The following is a 17828-nucleotide window of genomic DNA, read 5'->3' as shown; positions in this document are numbered from 1 at the left end:
CCCCCGTCAATCCCGGGCGGCGGCGGTCTGCGCCGCGCGCTCGTCCACGTAGGCGGCGAGCGTGTCGAGCGAGTCGACCAGCTCGACGCTGAGGTCCTCGTCCTGGATCTGTATGCCGAACTCGTTCTCCACCCAGATGAGGAACTCCAGCCCCATCACCGAGTCGATGCCGACCGCCTCGCGCAGGCCCGTGTCGGGCACCGCCTCGGGGGCGAGATCCAGCCGCAGTGATTCCACCAGCACGCGGCGCAGACGGTCCTTGGTGTCGTTCATCAGGCCTCCGTACGTTGTCGGGCGGCCCGGGAGGGCCGGATGTTGTGCCAGTTGTGGCTCGACGGAGTGGCCGTCCGGCCCTCCGGGGCGCCCTGGTCGCTGATGGACATGCGCGGAGTGGCCGCGGTCACCGGACGGGTCGCCGTCACCGGATGGGTCGCCGTCTCACAGATAGCCCATGGCGCCGAGCGCCTTGGCGGTCAGATCCTCTTCGCTCAGCCGCGCCGTTTCCTCGGCTCTCCCGGACGCCACCGCCGAAGCGGTCCGCCCGGGGGCGAGGAAGGCGCGTCCGCCGTCGGCGCCGTCCCAGCCGTCCCACTGGAGCGGGCGGCCGTGGACGGCGGCCGGGAAGGTCAGGCCGGCCTCTTCCAGCAGCGTGGGCATCAGATCGGCGAGCGCGACGGGCGCGGTGCGGCGGCCGGGGGTAAGGGTCGTCCCGCGCAGCGCCCACATCCCCAGGTAGCGGTGCATGCCGGTCTGCTCGCTGGGCCGCCACAGCGGGCCGCTGATCGCCGGGCTCGCCAGCACGCCCTCGTCGGCGGGGATGAGCAGCAGATCGGGGGCCGCGTGCGTCATCGGGCCCGGGTAGGCGTCCTCGCGCGGCAGCGCGGCGGCGAAGACCGGTGCGCCGGTGTCGGGGGCGCGCAGCCCGAGCAGCAGCTCGGCGGCCTCGGCCAGGACGGGGCCCGGGTCGGTCACCATGCCGTCGCGCTGGCGGCCCGCGCGGTTGACGTTGACCGCGTAGCAGCCGGGCGTGGGCATATAGGCGCGGGTGCGGGTGAAGTCCACCTCGCGGCCGTCGGCCCGGAACCAGTCGGCGAGGCCGTCGCCCGCGGCGGGCCGGGTGGCCAGCAGCCCGGCCTCGGCGAGGACGGCGTTGACGGCGACGTTGTAGCGGCCCGGCCCGAACCCGTGGTCCGACAGCAGCAGTACGGGCGTCTCGTCGCCCACCGCGTCGAGGATCTCGCCGAACACCTCGTCGATCGCGATGTAGGTGGCGCGGATCGCGTCGGCCCACTCCTGGCGGTCGGGGGTGGTGTGGCGGTCGTGGCAGGCGTCGGCGAAGTGCCAGTAGTGGTGGCAGATGCGGTCGATCTCGGTGATGACCGCCATGAAGACGTCGACCGGGCGCTCACGCAGCACGTACTGGATCGTCCGGCCGCGTGCCCGAACGTGCTCGACGGCGGCCTCCGCGTAGGACAGATCGCCTTGGAACATCGCGGCGATGTCGGCCTTGAAGCCCGCGCCCGCCCGGGCCAGCTCCCCCAGCAGGCCGGGCGGTTCGCTGTAGCGCAGGGTCCGCGCCAGCGGCCAGGTGAGCTGGTAGCCGGGGACCTCGCGGGGCGGGTGCGACATCGGGACGTTGACGAGCCCGACGCTCCACCCCTGCCGGGCGAACCACTCCCAGGCGGTGTCGCAGCCGTAGTCGCCGGTGCCGACCAGGCGGTCCCCGTAGACCGGGTCCTGGGTGTCGAAGAATTGGTAGATGCCGTGGCCGCCGGGGCGGCGCGCGGTGATGAATGTGCTCCAGCCGGGCGCGGTGTGCGCCGGCCATGTGGTGGTGGTCGGGCCGTGTGCGCTGTCGGCGAGCAGCCTTCCGAGCACCGGCAGTGCGCCCGCGGCGACCAGTGGCTCGATCAGATCGAGGCTGCCCCCGTCGATGCCGAGCACGACGGCCTTGGGTGGTGCGGTATGCGGCATGGTCGGTCCCCCCCTGCTCACCGCTTGTGGAGCCACGGTATGCAGAGTGACAACTAAAGTCAAACACCCTCATTGACTTTGGTCATCACGCTCGCAATCATCGAGGCCATGAGCGCTACCTTCGCTGTCGTCTTCGACCTGGACGGCGTCCTGCTCGACACCACCGAGAACATGCGCCGCGCCTTCGCCGCCACCTGGCGGGCCGCGGAACGGCCGGGCGATCCGCCGTTCACCACGTTCCTGGCCCATATGGGCGCGCCGCTGCCCCGGATCCTCGATGCGCTGGGCCTGCCCACCGAGTTGGCGGCGGTCTACGCGGCCGAGAGCACCCGCCATATCGAGCTGGTCACTGCGCACCCGGGCATCCCCCTGGTGCTGGCCTCGCTCGCCTCGGCCGGGGTGCCGACCGCCGTCGCGACCGGCAAGACACACGAGCGCGCCATGCAGGCGCTCACCGCCGCCGGGATCGCCCACGGCCCGGACGTCGTGATCGGCAGCGACCAGGTGACGCGGCCCAAGCCCGATCCGGAGATCGTGCTGACCGCGCTCGCCACGCTGCCCGACGCCCCTGACGCGGCAGGGGCGTTCTTCGTCGGCGACAGCGTGCTGGACATGCGCTCCGGCCGGGCCGCGGGCGCCACCGTGGTCGCGGCGGGCTGGGGGCAGACCTCCCCGGAGACGCTGCGTGCCGAAGGCCCCGACCACTACGCCGGGACCGCACTCGACCTGCTCGCCGTGTTCGGTCTGTCCTCCCCCGTACGGGAGACGTCTCCGGGAGCCCACGATGTCTGAGCTGCTGCTGCTCAACGGCCCGAATCTGGCTCAACTCGGCCGGCGCCGCCCGGAGATCTACGGCACCACGACGCTCGCCGGGATCGAGGAGATGGTCCGCAAGGCCGTCCCCGGCCACACCGTGCGGGCCGTGCAGGACGAATGCGAAGGGGCGCTGGTGCGCGCCGTGCACGCCGGTGGCGACTGCGCGGGCGCCATCGTCAACCCGGGTGCGCTGATGATGGCCGGGTGGAGCCTGCGCGACGCGCTGGAGAGCTTCCCCGCCCCGTGGATCGAGGTCCACCTGTCGAATGTGTGGGCCCGCGAGGAGTTCCGGCACCACTCGGTGCTCTCGCCGCTGGCCTCGGGCGTCATCGCGGGCCTGGGCGCCGATGGGTACCGGGTGGCGGCGCTGGCGCTGCTGGCCAGGATCGAGGGCTGATGCGCCGCGTCGTGGTGAGCCCGCATCCCGATGACGCCGTGTGGTCGTGTGGCGGGATGTTCGGCGCGTGGGTGGCCGGCGCGGACGCTCTCACCGTGGTCACGGTCTTCGACGGCGGTCCTGCGGCCGCCGTCCGCCGCGCCGAGGACGCCGCCGCGCTGGCCGCTTGGCCGGTCCGGGCGGTCGGCCTCGGCTTCCCCGACGCCGTGCACCGCGAGAACCGCTACCCGGGGCCGCTGTCGCGCCGCCGCGCCGTGCACCCCGACGACGCGGAGCTGGCCGAGGCGGTCGCGGCCGCGCTGGCCCCGTATCTGCGCGAGGGAGACCTGCTGCTGCTTCCGCTGGCCGGACGCACCCACGTGGACCATGTCATCGCGCGTGCGGCCGCCGAACGCGCGGCGGCCGGGACCGCCGTCCAGGTCGCGCACTACGCCGAGTTCCCCTATCGGCCGCCCTCGGCGGGCGGGCCCGGCATGGAGGTCACCGAGCACCGGGCCGACTTCTCCGCCTGGCTGCGCGGTGCTCTCGCCTACCGGTCCCAGGTGACGGAGATGTTCGGCGGACCGCTGCGGTTCGGCCGGGCGCTGGCCGGGCACGCCGGCACCCCCGCGGTGTGGCGGGAGCACCGCCTGGCCGCTCAGGACTCCGCGGCCGCGAAGTAGGCGGCCGGACTCCCCGTCAGCAGCAGCGGCAGGGCGCGGACGTCGGCGGTGTCGTGGAGCGAGGCGAACCGCTGGTGGGTGACTTCGTGCTGCTCCCAGCGGTCGGGGCGGGCGTGGGTGAGGTGGACGCCGGGAGCGCTCTGGTCCACCGTGGGCCGGTGCCCCGCCGCCAGCAGCCGCACTCCCAGTTCCAGGTCCTCGCAGCCCCAGCGGGTGCCGAAGCCCTCGTCGAACCCGCCCGCCTGGTCGAACGCCGCCCGCGACAGCGACAGGTTGGCGCCCACACAGGCCAGCCAGCCCAGCCGGGCCGGGACCGTCCCGGCGGCCACGGCCAGCACGGCGGCCTCCAGGTTGTTGCGGACCAGCCGCTCGGCTCCGTTCAGCACGGCCGCCGCCGCGACCGGGTCGGGGCCATGGGCCGCCAGCCAGCGGCGGGCGACGGGGAATTCCATCAGCGGACCGTGGACGAAACCGGGCCCGGTGCCATGGGCGGCGTGCGCGGACAGGAAGCCGGGGCCGGTGAGGATGTCGTCGTCCACGAACAGCAGGCGGGTGCCACCGGCCGCTCGCGCACCGGTGTTGCGGGCGGCGGCGCGGCCTTGGCGCGGCCCCTCGACGACGCGGACCGGCGCGTCCGCCGGGACAGCCACAGGGGCTTCCCCGTCGCTGACGACGACGATCTCCGCCGAGGGCGGTCCGTCGGCCAGCAGACACGCCAGCGTGGCGCGCAGCGACTCCGGCTTGTCCTTCGTCGGGATGACGACGCTCAGCCCGCTCATACGGCCGTGCTCTCCGGCAGGACCGGCGGACGGCCCGATACCCGATAGGCGGCCTCCAACAGGTCCACCACGGCGGCGGACTCGGCCAGCTCCGCCTCCCAGTCCAGGGTCCCGGAGGCGAAGTCGACGATGGCCTCCACCTGCGCGTCGTACTCCCGCCCGACCGGGTCAGGCAAGGTGACGCGGCGGTAGGAGTCGGGGCCCCAGGCGGTCAGCGCCGGCTCGGCCACCCGGTTCGGGCTGAACCCGAACGTCCCGGTCAGCACCCGGCGCTCGCCGCCCCCCTCGATGACGAACCGCGTGCGGTCGGTGGCGACTTCGCTCTCCCAGGCCGCCCGCAGCACCAGCCGGGCCCCGCCCTCGAACTCCGCGCGCACCGTGCCGTCCACCTCGACGTCCACCGGCCCCGTGCCGGCCGTGTCGCCACGCCAGGCGGCACGCCCGGGGGTGTGCCCACCGGCGTGCTCGCCGCCCGGCGCGCGCAGTTCGGCCGCCACCGTGACGAGCCGGGGGCGGTCCAGCAGCCCGAGCGCCACGTCGGCCAGGTGCCAGCCGAGGTCGAGCAGCGCTCCGCCGCCCGCTGTGGCGCGGCCGGTGAACCACGAGCCGGGGCGCGGCACCCCGCCCGCGCGCAGCCAGCTCGCCCGTACGGTCAGCGGCCCGGACGGCAGAGCACCGGCCAGGCGCCGCACATCCTCGCGGCGCACGGCGGCCCGGCTGACCAGCAGCCCGACTCCGCGCGCCCGCTCGGCCAGCGTGTCGAACTCCGCGCGGCTCAGGCACAGCGGCTTCTCCACCACCACGGGTATCCCGCGCTCCAGCACGGCGAAGGCCAGCGCGGCGTGGGTGTGGTTGGGGGTGCCGATCACGACCACGTCGGGACGGGCGTCCAGGAAACCGGTCCAGGAGGTCGCCGCCGGGACACCGGAGACCTCCGGGTCGTGGACGGCCGCCAGTTCCAGGCGCGGATGGCGGCGAATCCGCGGCAGCCAGACCGTCCGGTTGACCCAGCCGTATCCGAGCAGGCCCACCCGCAGCGCAGCGGTCACCGCGTCACCACGGCGTCGCCGGCCCGCGCGGCCAGCGCGGCGACCACGGTGGCCACGCGCTCCACCACCTGGGGTTCGGCCAGCAGCACCCGGTGGTGGATCCACAGGCCGTGCGCGCCCAGATCCTCCGCCACCGCGCACCGCTCGGCCAGCTCCGGCACGGACGTCGTGGGCACCGGGCCCGCCTGGAAGGACGCGGTGCGGTAGACGGGCGGGAAGTTGACGCACGCCGGGACGCCCGCCGCCTTCAGCCCCTCCACCAGCGCGTCGCGCGCCGCCCGGCCCGCCGACGGGTCGAGGGCCACCAGGTACATGTAGTGCGGGTTGACGTCCGTCCGCGGGTCGCGGGCCTGCAGGCGCAGCCCGGGCACGTCCGCCAGCAGCGCGTCGAGCAGGGCGGTGCGCTGCTCCCGGATCCGCGTCTGCCCGGCCAGGCGGGCGAGTTGGGCGCGCAGGATCGCCGCCGTGAACTCGCTGACCCGGTAGTTGGAGCCGCCCGTCCGGTGCTGGTAGGTGGTGTCGCCGCGGGGCCGCCCGCAGGTGTGCATCAGATACGCCTGCTCGTACGTCTTCTCGTCGGGCAGGGTCAGCGCCCCGCCCTCCCCGGCGGTCATCAGCTTGCCGTTCTGGAAGCTGTAGCAGGCGACCGTGGGGAACGCGCCGACCGGCGTCCCGTCCCACACCCCGCCCTGGGCGTGCGCGGCGTCCTGGATGAGCGCCAGACCGTGTTCGGCGGCCAAGTCCCCCAGCCCGTGCATATCGGCGAGGTGGCCGGCCATATGGACGGGGATGACCGCGCGGGTCGCCGGGGTCAGCGCGGCGCGGACGGCTTCGGGTGTCAGGCAGTAGGTTTCGGGGTCCACGTCCGCCGGGACGGGGATCGCGCCGACGTTCTGCACGGCCAGCGAGGTGCTGATGAAGGTGAACGCGGGCACCACGACCTCGTCGCCGGGCCCGATGCCGTGCAGCCGGAGCGCCAGTTCGAGCGCGGCGGTGCCGTTGGTCACCGCGAGCGCGCGCGGTGCGCCGTTGTACGCGGCGAACTCGCGCTCGAAGTCCTCGTTCTCGGTGCCCGCCGCTCGCCACCACTGTCCCTGCGCCAGGACACGGTCCAGCGCCGCGCGCTCCGTATGGTCGTGCTGGGGCCACGGCGGCAGGTCGTCGGCGTCGATCCGGCGGACGGGTGCCGGGGGCGCGGCTGTCGGGTCGAGGGTCACGTCAGAGTCCTTTCGTCGCAGGAGTGCGTCCGGGCGTCACCATCGCGCGCCTCCGTCCACCAGCAGCGTCTGCCCGGTGATGTAGCCGGAGCGTGGCCCGGCCAGGAAGGCCACGGCATCGGCGACCTCCTCCGGCGTGGCGAGGCGGCGCAGCGCGATGCGCTCGGTGACGGCGCGGTTCTCCTCCTCCGTGTAGAGCGAGGAGCCGGGGCCGGGCTGGACGGCGCCGGGCGCCACGACGTTGACGGTGACGCCGAAGCGGCCGAAGTCCCAGGCGGCCGACGCCGCCCACGCCGACAGCGCGGCCTTGGTGGCCGCGTACTCGGCCTGGCCGGGCATCCCGACGCTTCCGGCGCGGGATCCGACCAGCACGATCCGGCCGCCCCGCTGCCGCAGCATCCCCTTGCCGACGAGCCCGGCCAGCCGGGTCACCGAGTGGACGTTGAGGTCCCACAGACCGTCGTCGTCGCCGGGGGTCAGGACGCTGCGCCGCAGCGTCCTGCCGTGGGCGCACACCAGGACGCCGGGCACGACGCCGCGCTCCCTGATCCGGCCCATCGCGGCGGCCGGGTCGGTCAGGTCGGCCTGGACGGGTTCGAGCGCGCCGATCTTCGCGGCGAGTTCGGCCGCCCGGTCCACGCCCTGGTGGCACACGGGCAGGACGGTCATGCCCGCGTCGGCGAGGGCGTGGCAGATCGCGGCACCGAGCAGGCCGCTCGCGCCGGTCACCAGCGCCACGCACGGACCGGTCACGGCCGCTCCCGGGCGGCGAGCAGCAGCGTGCAGGCGGGGCGGCCGAGGTGCAGCGTCCGCTGGACGGTCAGCCCGGCGGCGGCCAGACCGGCGGTCGCCGCCGCCGCGGTGGGCCAGGCGGTACCGCCGTGGGTCAGCCAGTCCAGCCGGGTCTCCGGGGGGACGCCCTCGGGCGCGTCCAGGAACACGTCGTCCACCAGCAGCCGCCCGCCGGGGGCCAGCCGCTCGGCGACGGCACGCAGGTCGGCCGCCGGGCCGTGGATCGCGTTGGCGAGCACCACCAGGTCGAAGACGCCGTCGGGGAGCGGCCCGCGCCCGGCGTAGGTGCCCTCGCCGGCGACCCGGTGGTAGACACCGGGCCCGCCGGACACCTCCAGGAGCCTGTGGCCCGCGGCGAAGCGGGCCAGCGCCAGGCCGCTGCGGGCGCGGCGGCGGGCTGCCTCCCCGTGCAGGGCCGTCCCGTAGACCTCGCGCAGCCGCTCGGAGGGCCCCTCGCGGTCGAACGGGCGCCGCGCGGCCCCGGACCGGACGACCTCCGCCAGGGCCTCGCGGGTCACCCACGACCGCGACAGCTCCGCCTCCAGCGCGACCAGCGCCGTATCCGCGCCGCCGGTCCCGTCGCTTGCGGTGGGGACGGGGTCCTCGGGGCGCAGCAGCCCGGCATCCTCGGCGGCGCGCAGCAACTCGGCGCAGGCCGCCTCGTCCAGGCCCAGCCGCACCGCCAGTTCCGGCGCGGTCCTCGCTCCTTCGCCGAGCGCCTCGACGATCCCGAGGTCCACCAGGGTGAAGAGCAGTTCACTGCGCTTGTAGGCGGTGGCGGCGGCGACCAGGGCGTCCCGGCCCGCCAGGGCGAGCGCACGCGGCGGAAGGGGTTTGCCGACCCGGCCGCGCGGCACCTCGCCGACGCACCGGACACGGTCGGGGACCTTCTGTGGGCCGAGCAGCGCCTTCGCGTGCTCGCCGAGGCCGGAGACGTCCGCGCCCGGTCCGCGCACATGCACCACCTCGGCCTGAAGCGCGACCGATGTGCCGTGCCGGACGGGGTAGACGCGGGCATCGGCGATGTCGGGGTGGCGGCACAGCGCGGCCTCGATCTCCTCCGGCGCGATCCACCGGTCCCCGCGCCGGATGGCACGCGTGCGGCGTCCCAGCAGCCGCAGCCCCGCGGCGGGGTCGTAGGTGGCCAGGTCGCCCATGGGGTGCCACGCCTCGCCGTCCACCCGCACCAGCAACTCGCCCTGCGCACCGGGCCGCATATCGGCGCCGTCCGGGGCGACGACGCGGAATTCCACACCGTCCAGCGGGAACCCGACGCAGCCGGGCGGGCTTCCGGGCGCGCCGCTGAACAGCGCCCCGGTCTCGGTGGAGCCGTAGTTGCGCGCCAGGCCGATCCCGAACGCGGCGGTGAACCGCTCCTCCAGCGCCGCGTCGACCGGCCCCGCGCCGACCATGGCCAGGCGCAGCGCGTTGTCCGGCACCGCTCTGCCGGTGCGCTGCGCGAGCAGGCGCGCGACGGTCGGGACGAGCGCGAGCACGGTCGCCCCGGCGGCGATGTGCTCCGCGCAGCGGCCGAGCGCATTGGGCGGGACCACGGCGATCGTGCACTCGGCCTCGAACGCGGCGTGGGCCCAGCCGAGCGCGTAGGCGTGCCACAGGTGCAGCGGTACCAGCAGCGTGTCATCCGCGCCCAGGCCCGCGTACCGCGCGTGCCGGCGCCCCTCCGCGCGCAGGGAATCGGTCGAGCGCGGGACGAGCTTGGGCGCGCCGGTGGTTCCCGAACTGGGCAGCAGTACGGTGCCCGGCGGATGGCTCGACGGCGCGGGGTCGCCGGTGACCGTGACGCGGTCGCCGTCCACGACCACGAGGCGTCCGCCCCCGGCCGCGTCCAGGAGCCTGCGGTGCTCGGCGGGCGGTGCGTCGCGGTCGAGCAGCAGCACCACGGCCCCGGCGTCGATCAGCGTCCGGTAGGCCGCGAGCCATGGACCACCGTTCGCTCCGGCGAGCGCGACGGTCGTCGCGGGCTCGACGCCGTCGAGCCCGTCGAGCCCGTCGAGGCCGCCCACGGTGATCGCCAGGTCAGCCACCGCAGCTCACCCCGTCGCGCCCCTCCTTGTAGAGGCGCTTGCGCTCGGCGATCAACTCCCGGATCACCGGCGGGGCGTAGGTGGGGGCCTGGCACAGCTCATCGAGGGTGATCTCGTCCTCGAAGTACATCGACAGGGTGTCCCAGGGCGTGAAGCAGCCCTTGCACGCGTTGAGGCGGGGCCGTTCGGCCAGCAGCGCGGTGTACAGGCCGGTCTCGCCGACCCGCCGCAACGACTCGGCGTGGTCGTCCTCCAGCAGATTGCCCATATTGGAGAACCAGATGTTCGGGCACGGGGTCACCATGCCGTCGCTGAAGGTCGAGATGACCAGGCGCGGCAGATGGCAGCGGAAGGTCCGCTCGCCCTCCCGCAGGAACGACAAGAGCCGGTCGAAGTAGGGGCGGGGCGGCAGCACCGCCGCCAACTCGTCGTAGCGGTCGACCAGCTCCTCGATGTGGACGATCTGGTCCGGCCGCATCGCGAACCGCTCGGAGTCGGGACCCCTCACCGGGAACGGGAAGAAGGTCGGCGGGCGCTCCCGGTCCGCGAGCCAGCGGGCGAACGCCGGCGCCTCGGGGGCGCTGCGGTCGTTCAGCACGCCGTAGATCTCCACCGGCAGGCCGCTGTCGAGGATCGTCTCGATCCGGCGCAGCACCTTGCCGTGCAGCGACTCGGTCTGCACCCGGTGTGAGTTGCCGGAGAACAGGTGGCTGTCCAGCGACACCTGAAGCACGACGTTCTTCCAGCCGCGCAGCTCCTCGAGGTGCTCCTCGCGGACCAGCACCCCGTTGGTCTGGACGATCAGCACCTCGTGCTGGGCGGCCTGTTCGCGCAGATAGTCCATGATCCCGGCGACCAGGAAGATCTCCCCGCCGGTGACCTTGAGCATCGGCGCGCGGAACGTGTCGTCGATGCGCCCGGCGATGAGCGGGAGGCGGCGCCCGAGGAGGCTGCCCTCGGCGTAGCGGTCCCGGGTCGGCGGCCCGAATATCAGCTGTGCGTGGTGCGACTGCTTGAGGTTGCTCTGGCCGGTGAGGCAGTACGTGCAGCTGAGATTGCACGAGTCCTCATTGATGACCAGGTCGTTTCCGAGGAGTGTGTCGATCACGGCGCGTCCTTCCGGCAGCGGACGCCCCAAACGCTAACTTTAGTTGGTGACTATCGTCAATACGTCGAACTGCCTCCACCACCTGCAGGTCAAAGGATGGTCAGGAGGCGAGTTCCCGGCTACAATAGTCACAGCCATGAGAGCCGAACACAGTCAGCAGCCAGAGTTCGGTCAGCGTGTCCGGCGGCGACGCGAGGAGTTGGGCTTCTCCCAACGCCGACTCGCTGGCGACATCGTGACCGCCAGCTATATCTCCCTCCTGGAGTCCGGTCAGCGCTCCCCCACACTCGACCTCGTGCTCCACCTCTCCGAGGTGCTCCAGATGCCGCTGGAGGAGCTGACCGGCCGTGACAGGTCCACCGCCGCCTCCACCGAGCCCGGCGGCCTCGACCTGGTCATCGCGCGCTCCGCCGCACGCGGCGCCGCCGAGCTGGGCGACCACGCCCGCGCGGCCGAGCTGCTCGCGGCCGCCTACACCACCGCGGTCGAGCGCGGCACGACCGCCCTCCAGCTCGACCTCGGCCTGGCACTGCAGGAGGAGCTGCGGTCGGCCGGGCGGCAGCCCGACCGGCTGGCGCTGCTGGAGCGCCTCGCCGATCAGGAGTGGGCCAAGACCGATCCGCATCTGCGCGTTGTCCTGTTCACCGAGCTGGCCACCGCACAGCGCGACACCGGGCGGCTGACGGACGCGCGCAAGTCGGCCTACACGGCGCTGGGCGAGATCGGCCCGGCCAAGCTCACCGGCGCGTTCGAGCACGTCCGGCTGCTCGGCATCCTGATCTCGGTGCTCTGCGAGCTCAACGACCTCGGCCAGGTCGAGCTGCTGCTCAAGGAGATGCTCTCGCTCGCCGAGGGCCACCGGCCGCCCGTGCGCGGCCGGGCCCACTGGGTCTCCAGCATCGCGTACTCCCAGCTCGGCATGGCCACCGCCGCGCGCCACCATCTGGACCTGGCCCGCGCCCAGCTCACCACGCCCGACACCCCGGTGCGCGACTGGCTGCGGTTCATGCGGTCGGCCGGCAATGTCCTGCTGGATGACGGCGACCCCGGCGCGGCGCTGCCCTGGCTGCAGGCCGCCGAGCAGGTCGGCCCCATGGTCAACGCCCCCGACGAGACCACCCGGATCGTCGCGCTGCGCGCCCGCTACGAACTGGCCGTGGGCGCCGCCGCCCAGGTCGTCGAGGTCTACCCCCGGCTCAGCGCGGGCTCCGCGCCGCTGACCGGCCCCGACCTGGTCCGCGCCAACCTCGTCCAGGCCGAGGCGCTGGCCGACTTGGGCCGGACCGAGGAGGCCCAGGCGTTGCTGCGCCGGACCGCGGCCCTCTGCGACGAACTGACCGCCTATGAACTGGCCGTCCGCGTCTGGAAGCGCATCGACACGCTTCGCTCATGAGGATCTTCGTCACCGGTGGCGCCGGCTTCATCGGTTCCCAGTTCGTACGGGCCCTGCTCGCGGGAGAGCTGGCGGTCTCCGAGGGCGCCTCGGTGACCGTGTTCGACAAGCTCACCTACGCGGGCAACCTCGCCAATCTCGCCCCCGTGGCCGGCCACCCCGGCTACTCCTTCGTGCAAGGCGACATCTGCGACGCCGAGGCCGTCGACCGGGCCATGGCCGGTCATGACGCGGTGGTGCACTTCGCCGCCGAGACCCATGTGGATCGCTCCATCCTGCGCTCGGGCCCGTTCGTCACCACCAATGTGCTGGGCACACACGTCCTCCTGGACGCGGCCCGCAAGCACCGGGTGAGCCGGTTCCTGAACGTGTCCACGGACGAGGTGTACGGCTCCATCACCGCTGGATCATGGACCGAGGACTGTCCGCCGGCCCCCAACTCGCCCTACGCCGCCTCCAAGGCCGGTTCGGATCTGCTGGCCCTGTCCTACCACCGCACCCACGGCCTGAATGTGGTGGTCACCCGCTGCTCCAACAACTACGGCTGCTACCACTTCCCGGAGAAGATGATCCCGCTGTTCGTCACCCACTTGATGGACGGCAGGAAGGTCCCGCTGTACGGGGACGGCTCCCATGTCCGCGACTGGTTGCATGTGTCCGACCACTGCCGCGGCATCGCCCTGGCACTGGACCAGGGCCAGGCGGGCGAGGTCTACCACATAGGTGGCGGCACCGAGGTGTCCAACAAGGAGCTCACCAGCATGCTCCTCGATGCCACCGGGCAGGGCTGGGACATGGTCGAGCACGTCGGGGACCGCAAGGGCCACGACCTGCGCTACTCCCTGGACATCAGCAAGATCCGCGAGGAGCTGGGGTACGAGCCGCGGATCTCCTTCGCGGACGGTCTGGCCGCGACGGTGCGGTGGTACGGGGACAACCGCGCCTGGTGGGAACCGCTGAAGAAGAAGGCCACCCTGATGCGGTGAGCGGATCACGTGCCGGCCGGCAGCGGGCGGCACGCGTCCCCTTCGGCGAGCACCCGCTCAGCGGATGCCGAGTTCGCCCAGCACCCGGCGCTGGGCGGAGGTGGGCTTGGCCGGGAAGTAGAGGTAGCAGACGCCTCCGGTGCCCGAGACCACCTTGCCGTTCGCGTCGTACCGCTTGGTCCGCAGCCAGATGTTCTCCCACTGGCGCCGCTTGTAGACATGGCGGACCGCGTCGTTGCTGGGCGAGGCCGGGTCGTTGGCGATGACGTCGCCGTCCGCCGTGAAGCCGATGACGGTCATCAGATGGCCCGAGGTGCCGTATCCCGCGCCGTCCAGCTCCGTCTTGAGGAAGGACTGCGAGGTGATCACCGGAATGCCGGCGCCGATCAGCTTCTCGGCGTCGGCGAGCGAGCCGAGCCGGGTGACCACGCCCTGCAGGTCGCGGTAGGTGGCGGCATAGGCGGCGTTGAACGGCCAGTTGCCGCAGCCGTCGTACTGGTAGTCGAAGGTGGCCCGGGCGGCGTGGCAGACCTGCGGATCGGCGTAGTCGGGGTTGACCCAGGACAGGTCCGCGGCGGAGGGCTTACGGCCCCAGTACTCGATGATCATCTGCGAGGAGGTGGGGCTGCACCATGCCTCGCCGCCGTTGTCGTACTCCGGGTACTGGCCCTTGTGGATCTCCTGCGAGTAGCGCGGTACGCCCAGTTCGCGCCCCTTGGGCAGGCTCGGCGTGGAGGCGGGCACCTCGAACCGGTCGGGGACGTCCGAGCCCATCGCGCCGATTCGCCACACCGTGGGGGTGAGTTTGGTGCCGGGCTTGCGGTAGAGGGTGAGCCGCACCTGGTACTTCGCCAGCCGCAGCCCGCTCGCCGGGTTGTCGATGGAGAAGGTGTCGGTCCACACCGAGCTCTTGTCGTCGCTCTGGTCGTCCACCGAGGTGCGCCGGATGGAGGAGGCGCCGTCGTCGGAGGCCCAGCGGCCCATGACGTACCAGGGGGTCGCGGAGCCGTCGGTGTAGGTGCCCTTCAGTTCGATCTGGATCCAGGTGCCGGCGGGGGTGCGGGCGTTCCAGGAGACGATGGCCTCGGTCGCGGGCACGGAGAGCGTGCGCACCGGGGAGGTCCAGGTGGCGTACTCCCAGGCGGCCTTGGTGCCGGTGTGCGGATCGGTGTAGTCCACGCTGCCCAGCGGGCGGGAGATCACGATGCCGGGGCGGGCCCCGGCCTCGGCGCGCACGCCCTTGGCGGCACCGGCCAGCCAGTCGGCGTGGCCGCTCCAGCCGTGGTACTCCGCGACCCGGGCGGTCTTCGAGCCCGCCGGGGCCGCGGCGGCCCCGGCGGTCCCCGAACTCTGTGTCGCGGCGGCGGCCGGGCGGGCCGTCCCGGCGGTCGCGGCTGTCGTGGTGACGGCGGCGGCGCCCGCGACGCCGAGGGCGGCGGCGAGCACGGAGCGGCGAGGCGTGGATCCAGATCTGGTCATGCGGGGTTCCCCCAGTCGTCGTCCAGTCCAGTGGGCGGCGCGTGCGCGACAGTCGCACAACTATGGCCGCTGCGAGTGGTCTCAGGCCAGTGATTCCCCCGGTACCCGCTCCATCAATATTGGTGTGAACCAATGGAGTGAACGAGCCGTAAGGGCCGTATGGTGGTCCCCGATGCGAACATACCCACCGGTTGGCAGCCTGGACGCGCTGGCGCGGCGCCTGCGTGCGCTGCCGCCGTCCTGCGGGCCGGTCCGGCTGGTCGCGGTCGACGGTCACGCCGGCTCCGGGAAGACCACCTTCGCCGGGCGGCTCGCCGAGGCGCTCGGCGGTGCCCCCATCCTGCACACGGACGACTTCGCCACCCATGAGGAGCTCTTCGGCTGGGCCGGGCGGCTGCGGAGCGAGGTCCTCGCCCCGCTGGCCCGGGGCACTGCCGCGCGCTACGCCCCGTACGACTGGGTGGAGCGCCGCTTCGCCACCACCCGGCGGCGGCTCGATCCCGAGCCGGTCGTGCTGCTGGAGGGCGTGGGCAGCGGCCGCCGGGCGGTGCGCCCGCGGCTGGCACGGCTGTTGTGGATGGATCTGCCGGAGCGGGACTCCTGGCGGCGCGGACAGCTGCGGGACGGCCCGGAGCTGTCCGCATTCTGGGACGGTTGGCTCCCCGCCGAGCGTGCGCATTTCGCCGCCGACCCCTCCCGCCCGTACGCCGGAACGCTGGTTCTGCAGCGAAAGGAGGGGTATGAGGTGCTACCGGGACCTGCGGCGAACGACGGAAACGCCCCTTGGCCTCACACAGCGTGAACCGATGCTCCCGACCAGGCCCGACGCCCGCACCCGACGCATGACGCGTACCCCAACTCGGCTTGACCTGGGGCCCATACAGGTCTTACGTTCTCAATGTGCGACTCGTACGAGTCGTCCCACAACGCGAAGCCCCCGGTTGTTCCCCCGTGATCGGGGGCTTCGTCCTGTCTGGCGCCGGTTTTCCGCTGCTTTGCGCCGCTACTCCCTCACCCTGCGTGACGAGCCGCTCCGGGCCCCGTGCGCCCCTTACACGCCCCCGCGCACACCTACCCGACCTTGTGTGATTGCGACGAACAACAGTGCGGCACCCTCGGCCCATGCGGGCTGCGCAGGTACGATGCGAAAGGGGCATTCGCCCCTGCGGCATCCACGGGGGCTGGGGTTGTGGGGGACGTGATGGATTTCGGCACGCAAGGTTCGCACGCCCCGGCCGACCTCGCCTGGCTGCGAGCCGTCGACGCCTACACGATGGGCGCGTACGCACAGGCCGAGGAGGAGTTCCGGGCCGCCACGCGGCTCGATCCCGGAATGGCCGACGCCTGGCTCGGACTGCACGCGCTGCGGGCCGACACCGCGGCCGCGCTGCTGCGGATGTACCGGCACCGCGACCGCTTCGGCGAGCAGCGCGCCCGCCACCGCCGCACCCTCAACTCCTGGTATTGGCTGGGCTGGTGGGTCCAGCCGGTGCTGGAGACCAGCCGGGACCTGCTGCTGGCCCACGCCTCGCACTGGCTCGACGGCCGCCATGTGCCCGAGCTGGACCGGGCGCTGGCCGGCTGCCCTCCGGTGGAGGCCGATCCGCAGGCCCGCTTTCTGCACGCCTGCCGCGCCTATCTGGTCAAGGACTGGGAGCAGCTGGTGCGCCATACCGAGCCGCTGCTGGACGATCCGTTCCTCGGTATCGAGGCGGGTCTGTTCGCCGGGATGGCGCGGGTCCGGCTGGAGATGTACAGCCAGGCCGAACCGCTGCTCGCCGCCGCCTTAATGCGCTGTCGCAGCGAACAGCCCCAGCGCAAGGAGCTGCGCTACTGGCTCGCCCGCGCCCATGAGGGCACCGGGCGCAGCGCCGCCGCACTCCCCCTCTACCGCGCGGTGCACCGCATCGACTCCACCTTCATGGACACCTCGGCGCGGCTCGCGGCGATAGCCGAGTCCGACGGGCTGGACGAGCCCGCGGATCTGGCCGCCGTCTCGCTGGCCGGCGCCGGTGGCCAGGACGCCACGGACGGCCGGGACACCACCACCGACCCCGCCGAGACGCTGCCCGCCGACGGCCGCGATCCGCGGGCCGCGGGTGAGGGGCCCGAGGGCCCGCCGCTGATGGGCCCCGCCGTGGTGGGCGCGGGCGGCACCCGCGCGCGAGCCGGGCTGCCCTCCCAGCCCGGCCCCTCGGATCCGGTGCTGCTGGAGAGCGCGCTGCAGGAGCTGGAGCGCATGGTCGGCCTGGAGCCGGTCAAGCGGCAGGTGCGGGCGCTGTCGGCGCAGCTCCACATGGCGCGGCTGCGCGCCGGCCAGGGCCTGCCGGTCCAGCCGCCCAAGCGGCACTTCGTCTTCTCCGGCCCCTCCGGCACCGGCAAGACCACCGTGGCCCGCATCCTCGGCCGGGTCTTCTACGCCCTCGGGCTGCTCGGCGGCGACCATCTGGTGGAGGCCGGGCGCGCCGATCTGGTCGGCGAGTACCTGGGCCAGACGGCGGTGAAGGCCAATGAGCTGATCGACTCGGCGCTCGGCGGGGTGCTCTTCGTCGACGAGGCGTACTCCCTGTCCAACTCGGGCTACAGCAAGGGCGACGCGTACGGCGACGAGGCACTTCAGGTGCTGCTCAAGCGCGCCGAGGACAACCGCGACCGGCTCGTGGTGATCCTCGCCGGCTACCCCGAGGGCATGGACCGGCTGCTGGCCGCCAACCCCGGCCTCGGCTCCCGCTTCACCACCCGCGTCGACTTCCCCAGCTACCGCCCGCTGGAGCTCACCCGCATCGGTGAGGTGCTGGCGGCGGAGAACGGGGATGTGTGGGACGAGGAGGCCGTGGAGGAACTGCGCAGCATCAGCGGCCATGTGGTGGACCAGAGCTGGATCGACGAGCTGGGAAACGGCCGGTTCCTTCGCACGCTGTACGAGAAGAGCTGCGCCTACCGGGATCTGCGGCTCTCCGGCTGGAGCGGCACCCCTACCCGCGACGACTTGGCCACGCTGCGGCTGCCGGATCTGATGCAGGCGTACGGGGAGGTCCTGTCCGGCCGCGGTCCCATGTACCGCGACCCCCAGGACCCGCCCCTGGGGTAGCGCGCCTGCGGCGGGCTTTCCCCTACCCGCCCGTTCCCAC

The 17828-nt window shown here is 73.2% G+C and carries 16 protein-coding genes; 7 read left to right on the top strand and 9 right to left on the bottom strand.

Features of this window, described 5'->3' with window-relative positions; all coding sequences use genetic code 11:
* Nucleotides 1-6: 6 nt before the first annotated feature.
* Together ACFYOY_RS08125 and ACFYOY_RS08120 are read right to left on the bottom strand one after the other, a co-directional pair.
* Nucleotides 7-273 (bottom strand): acyl carrier protein, encoded by a 267-nt coding sequence (locus ACFYOY_RS08125; RefSeq protein WP_093466233.1) that lies wholly within the window; start codon nt 271-273, stop codon nt 7-9.
* 165 nt (nt 274-438) lie between these two features.
* Complete coding sequence (locus ACFYOY_RS08120; protein WP_351898047.1) at nt 439-1974, bottom strand: alkaline phosphatase family protein; 1536 nt, start codon at nt 1972-1974, stop codon at nt 439-441.
* Nucleotides 1975-2082: 108 nt separating this feature from the next.
* Here ACFYOY_RS08120 and ACFYOY_RS08115 point away from each other — a divergent pair, with 108 nt between their 5' ends.
* Genes ACFYOY_RS08115 through ACFYOY_RS08105 form a run of 3 tightly spaced genes read left to right on the top strand, consistent with a single transcriptional unit; the run spans nt 2083 to nt 3849 of the window.
* Complete coding sequence (locus tag ACFYOY_RS08115; protein WP_388585553.1) at nt 2083-2766, top strand: HAD family hydrolase; 684 nt, start codon at nt 2083-2085, stop codon at nt 2764-2766.
* Nucleotides 2759-3187 carry a type II 3-dehydroquinate dehydratase gene (locus ACFYOY_RS08110; protein WP_351898037.1) on the top strand — a complete coding sequence of 143 codons (429 nt, stop codon included), beginning with the start codon at nt 2759-2761 and terminating at the stop codon, nt 3185-3187. Before ACFYOY_RS08115 ends, ACFYOY_RS08110 begins: the two co-directional genes overlap by 8 nt.
* Nucleotides 3187-3849, top strand: coding sequence for a PIG-L family deacetylase (locus tag ACFYOY_RS08105; RefSeq protein ID WP_351898032.1), 663 nt, complete (start codon nt 3187-3189; stop codon nt 3847-3849). The genes ACFYOY_RS08110 and ACFYOY_RS08105 overlap by 1 nt, the downstream gene beginning before the upstream one ends.
* On the opposite strand, the gene ACFYOY_RS08100 is transcribed toward ACFYOY_RS08105, so the two are convergent.
* From ACFYOY_RS08100 to ACFYOY_RS08075, 6 genes are read right to left on the bottom strand one after another with little or no spacing between them, the layout of a single operon-like run.
* Nucleotides 3825-4628, bottom strand: a complete 804-nt coding sequence (locus ACFYOY_RS08100) for a glycosyltransferase (RefSeq protein ID WP_351898025.1) — start codon at nt 4626-4628, stop codon at nt 3825-3827. The two genes, ACFYOY_RS08105 and ACFYOY_RS08100, sit on opposite strands and share 25 nt — an antisense overlap.
* Nucleotides 4625-5677: a Gfo/Idh/MocA family oxidoreductase gene (locus ACFYOY_RS08095; protein WP_351898019.1), complete on the bottom strand. Its 1053-nt coding sequence runs from the start codon at nt 5675-5677 to the stop codon at nt 4625-4627. Before ACFYOY_RS08095 ends, ACFYOY_RS08100 begins: the two co-directional genes overlap by 4 nt.
* Nucleotides 5674-6894, bottom strand: coding sequence for a DegT/DnrJ/EryC1/StrS family aminotransferase (locus ACFYOY_RS08090; RefSeq protein ID WP_351898014.1), 1221 nt, complete (start codon nt 6892-6894; stop codon nt 5674-5676). The genes ACFYOY_RS08095 and ACFYOY_RS08090 overlap by 4 nt, the downstream gene beginning before the upstream one ends.
* Before the next feature lie 36 nt (nt 6895-6930).
* Nucleotides 6931-7647, bottom strand: coding sequence for an SDR family oxidoreductase (locus ACFYOY_RS08085; RefSeq protein ID WP_351898008.1), 717 nt, complete (start codon nt 7645-7647; stop codon nt 6931-6933).
* Nucleotides 7644-9731 (bottom strand): AMP-binding protein, encoded by a 2088-nt coding sequence (locus ACFYOY_RS08080; RefSeq protein WP_388585547.1) that lies wholly within the window; start codon nt 9729-9731, stop codon nt 7644-7646. The genes ACFYOY_RS08085 and ACFYOY_RS08080 overlap by 4 nt, the downstream gene beginning before the upstream one ends.
* Nucleotides 9724-10839, bottom strand: coding sequence for a radical SAM protein (locus tag ACFYOY_RS08075; RefSeq protein WP_078639796.1), 1116 nt, complete (start codon nt 10837-10839; stop codon nt 9724-9726). Before ACFYOY_RS08075 ends, ACFYOY_RS08080 begins: the two co-directional genes overlap by 8 nt.
* 136 nt (nt 10840-10975) lie before the next feature.
* Here ACFYOY_RS08075 and ACFYOY_RS08070 point away from each other — a divergent pair, with 136 nt between their 5' ends.
* Complete coding sequence (locus ACFYOY_RS08070; protein ID WP_351897986.1) at nt 10976-12232, top strand: helix-turn-helix domain-containing protein; 1257 nt, start codon at nt 10976-10978, stop codon at nt 12230-12232.
* The gene (gene rfbB / locus ACFYOY_RS08065; protein WP_388585544.1) at nt 12229-13218 is read left to right on the top strand and encodes a dTDP-glucose 4,6-dehydratase; all 990 of its coding nucleotides are present in this window, start codon (nt 12229-12231) and stop codon (nt 13216-13218) included. The genes ACFYOY_RS08070 and rfbB overlap by 4 nt, the downstream gene beginning before the upstream one ends.
* A 57-nt stretch (nt 13219-13275) precedes the next feature.
* Here rfbB and ACFYOY_RS08060 read toward each other — a convergent pair whose 3' ends face one another.
* Nucleotides 13276-14697, bottom strand: coding sequence for a peptidase C39 family protein (locus tag ACFYOY_RS08060; protein ID WP_351897979.1), 1422 nt, complete (start codon nt 14695-14697; stop codon nt 13276-13278).
* Between the two features lie 172 nt (nt 14698-14869).
* On the opposite strand from ACFYOY_RS08060, the gene ACFYOY_RS08055 reads away from it, so the two are divergent.
* Nucleotides 14870-15499, top strand: a complete 630-nt coding sequence (locus tag ACFYOY_RS08055) for a hypothetical protein (protein ID WP_351897974.1) — start codon at nt 14870-14872, stop codon at nt 15497-15499.
* Between the two features lie 399 nt (nt 15500-15898).
* A complete protein-coding gene (locus tag ACFYOY_RS08050) occupies nt 15899-17788 on the top strand; it encodes an AAA family ATPase (RefSeq protein ID WP_351897960.1) in 1890 nt (629 codons plus the stop codon).
* The last annotated feature ends 40 nt before the right edge of the window (nt 17789-17828 follow it).

Source organism: Streptomyces sp. NPDC007875 (genome assembly GCF_042868035.1).
Taxonomy (GTDB): domain Bacteria; phylum Actinomycetota; class Actinomycetes; order Streptomycetales; family Streptomycetaceae; genus Streptomyces; species Streptomyces antimycoticus.
Note: the sequence above shows the minus strand (reverse complement) of the source record. Positions and strands in the feature narration are given on the sequence as shown.

Bases quoted from the DNA above. Each gene is read 5' to 3' on its own strand.
- ACFYOY_RS08125 (WP_093466233.1), bottom strand. From the start codon at position 273: ATGAACGACACCAAGGACCGTCTGCGCCGCGTGCTGGTGGAATCACTG.
- ACFYOY_RS08120 (WP_351898047.1), bottom strand. From the start codon at position 1,974: ATGCCGCATACCGCACCACCCAAGGCCGTCGTGCTCGGCATCGACGGG.
- ACFYOY_RS08115 (WP_388585553.1), top strand. From the start codon at position 2,083: ATGAGCGCTACCTTCGCTGTCGTCTTCGACCTGGACGGCGTCCTGCTC.
- ACFYOY_RS08110 (WP_351898037.1), top strand. From the start codon at position 2,759: ATGTCTGAGCTGCTGCTGCTCAACGGCCCGAATCTGGCTCAACTCGGC.
- ACFYOY_RS08105 (WP_351898032.1), top strand. From the start codon at position 3,187: ATGCGCCGCGTCGTGGTGAGCCCGCATCCCGATGACGCCGTGTGGTCG.
- ACFYOY_RS08100 (WP_351898025.1), bottom strand. From the start codon at position 4,628: ATGAGCGGGCTGAGCGTCGTCATCCCGACGAAGGACAAGCCGGAGTCG.
- ACFYOY_RS08070 (WP_351897986.1), top strand. From the start codon at position 10,976: ATGAGAGCCGAACACAGTCAGCAGCCAGAGTTCGGTCAGCGTGTCCGG.
- rfbB (WP_388585544.1), top strand. From the start codon at position 12,229: ATGAGGATCTTCGTCACCGGTGGCGCCGGCTTCATCGGTTCCCAGTTC.
- ACFYOY_RS08060 (WP_351897979.1), bottom strand. From the start codon at position 14,697: ATGACCAGATCTGGATCCACGCCTCGCCGCTCCGTGCTCGCCGCCGCC.
- ACFYOY_RS08055 (WP_351897974.1), top strand. From the start codon at position 14,870: ATGCGAACATACCCACCGGTTGGCAGCCTGGACGCGCTGGCGCGGCGC.
- ACFYOY_RS08050 (WP_351897960.1), top strand. From the start codon at position 15,899: ATGGATTTCGGCACGCAAGGTTCGCACGCCCCGGCCGACCTCGCCTGG.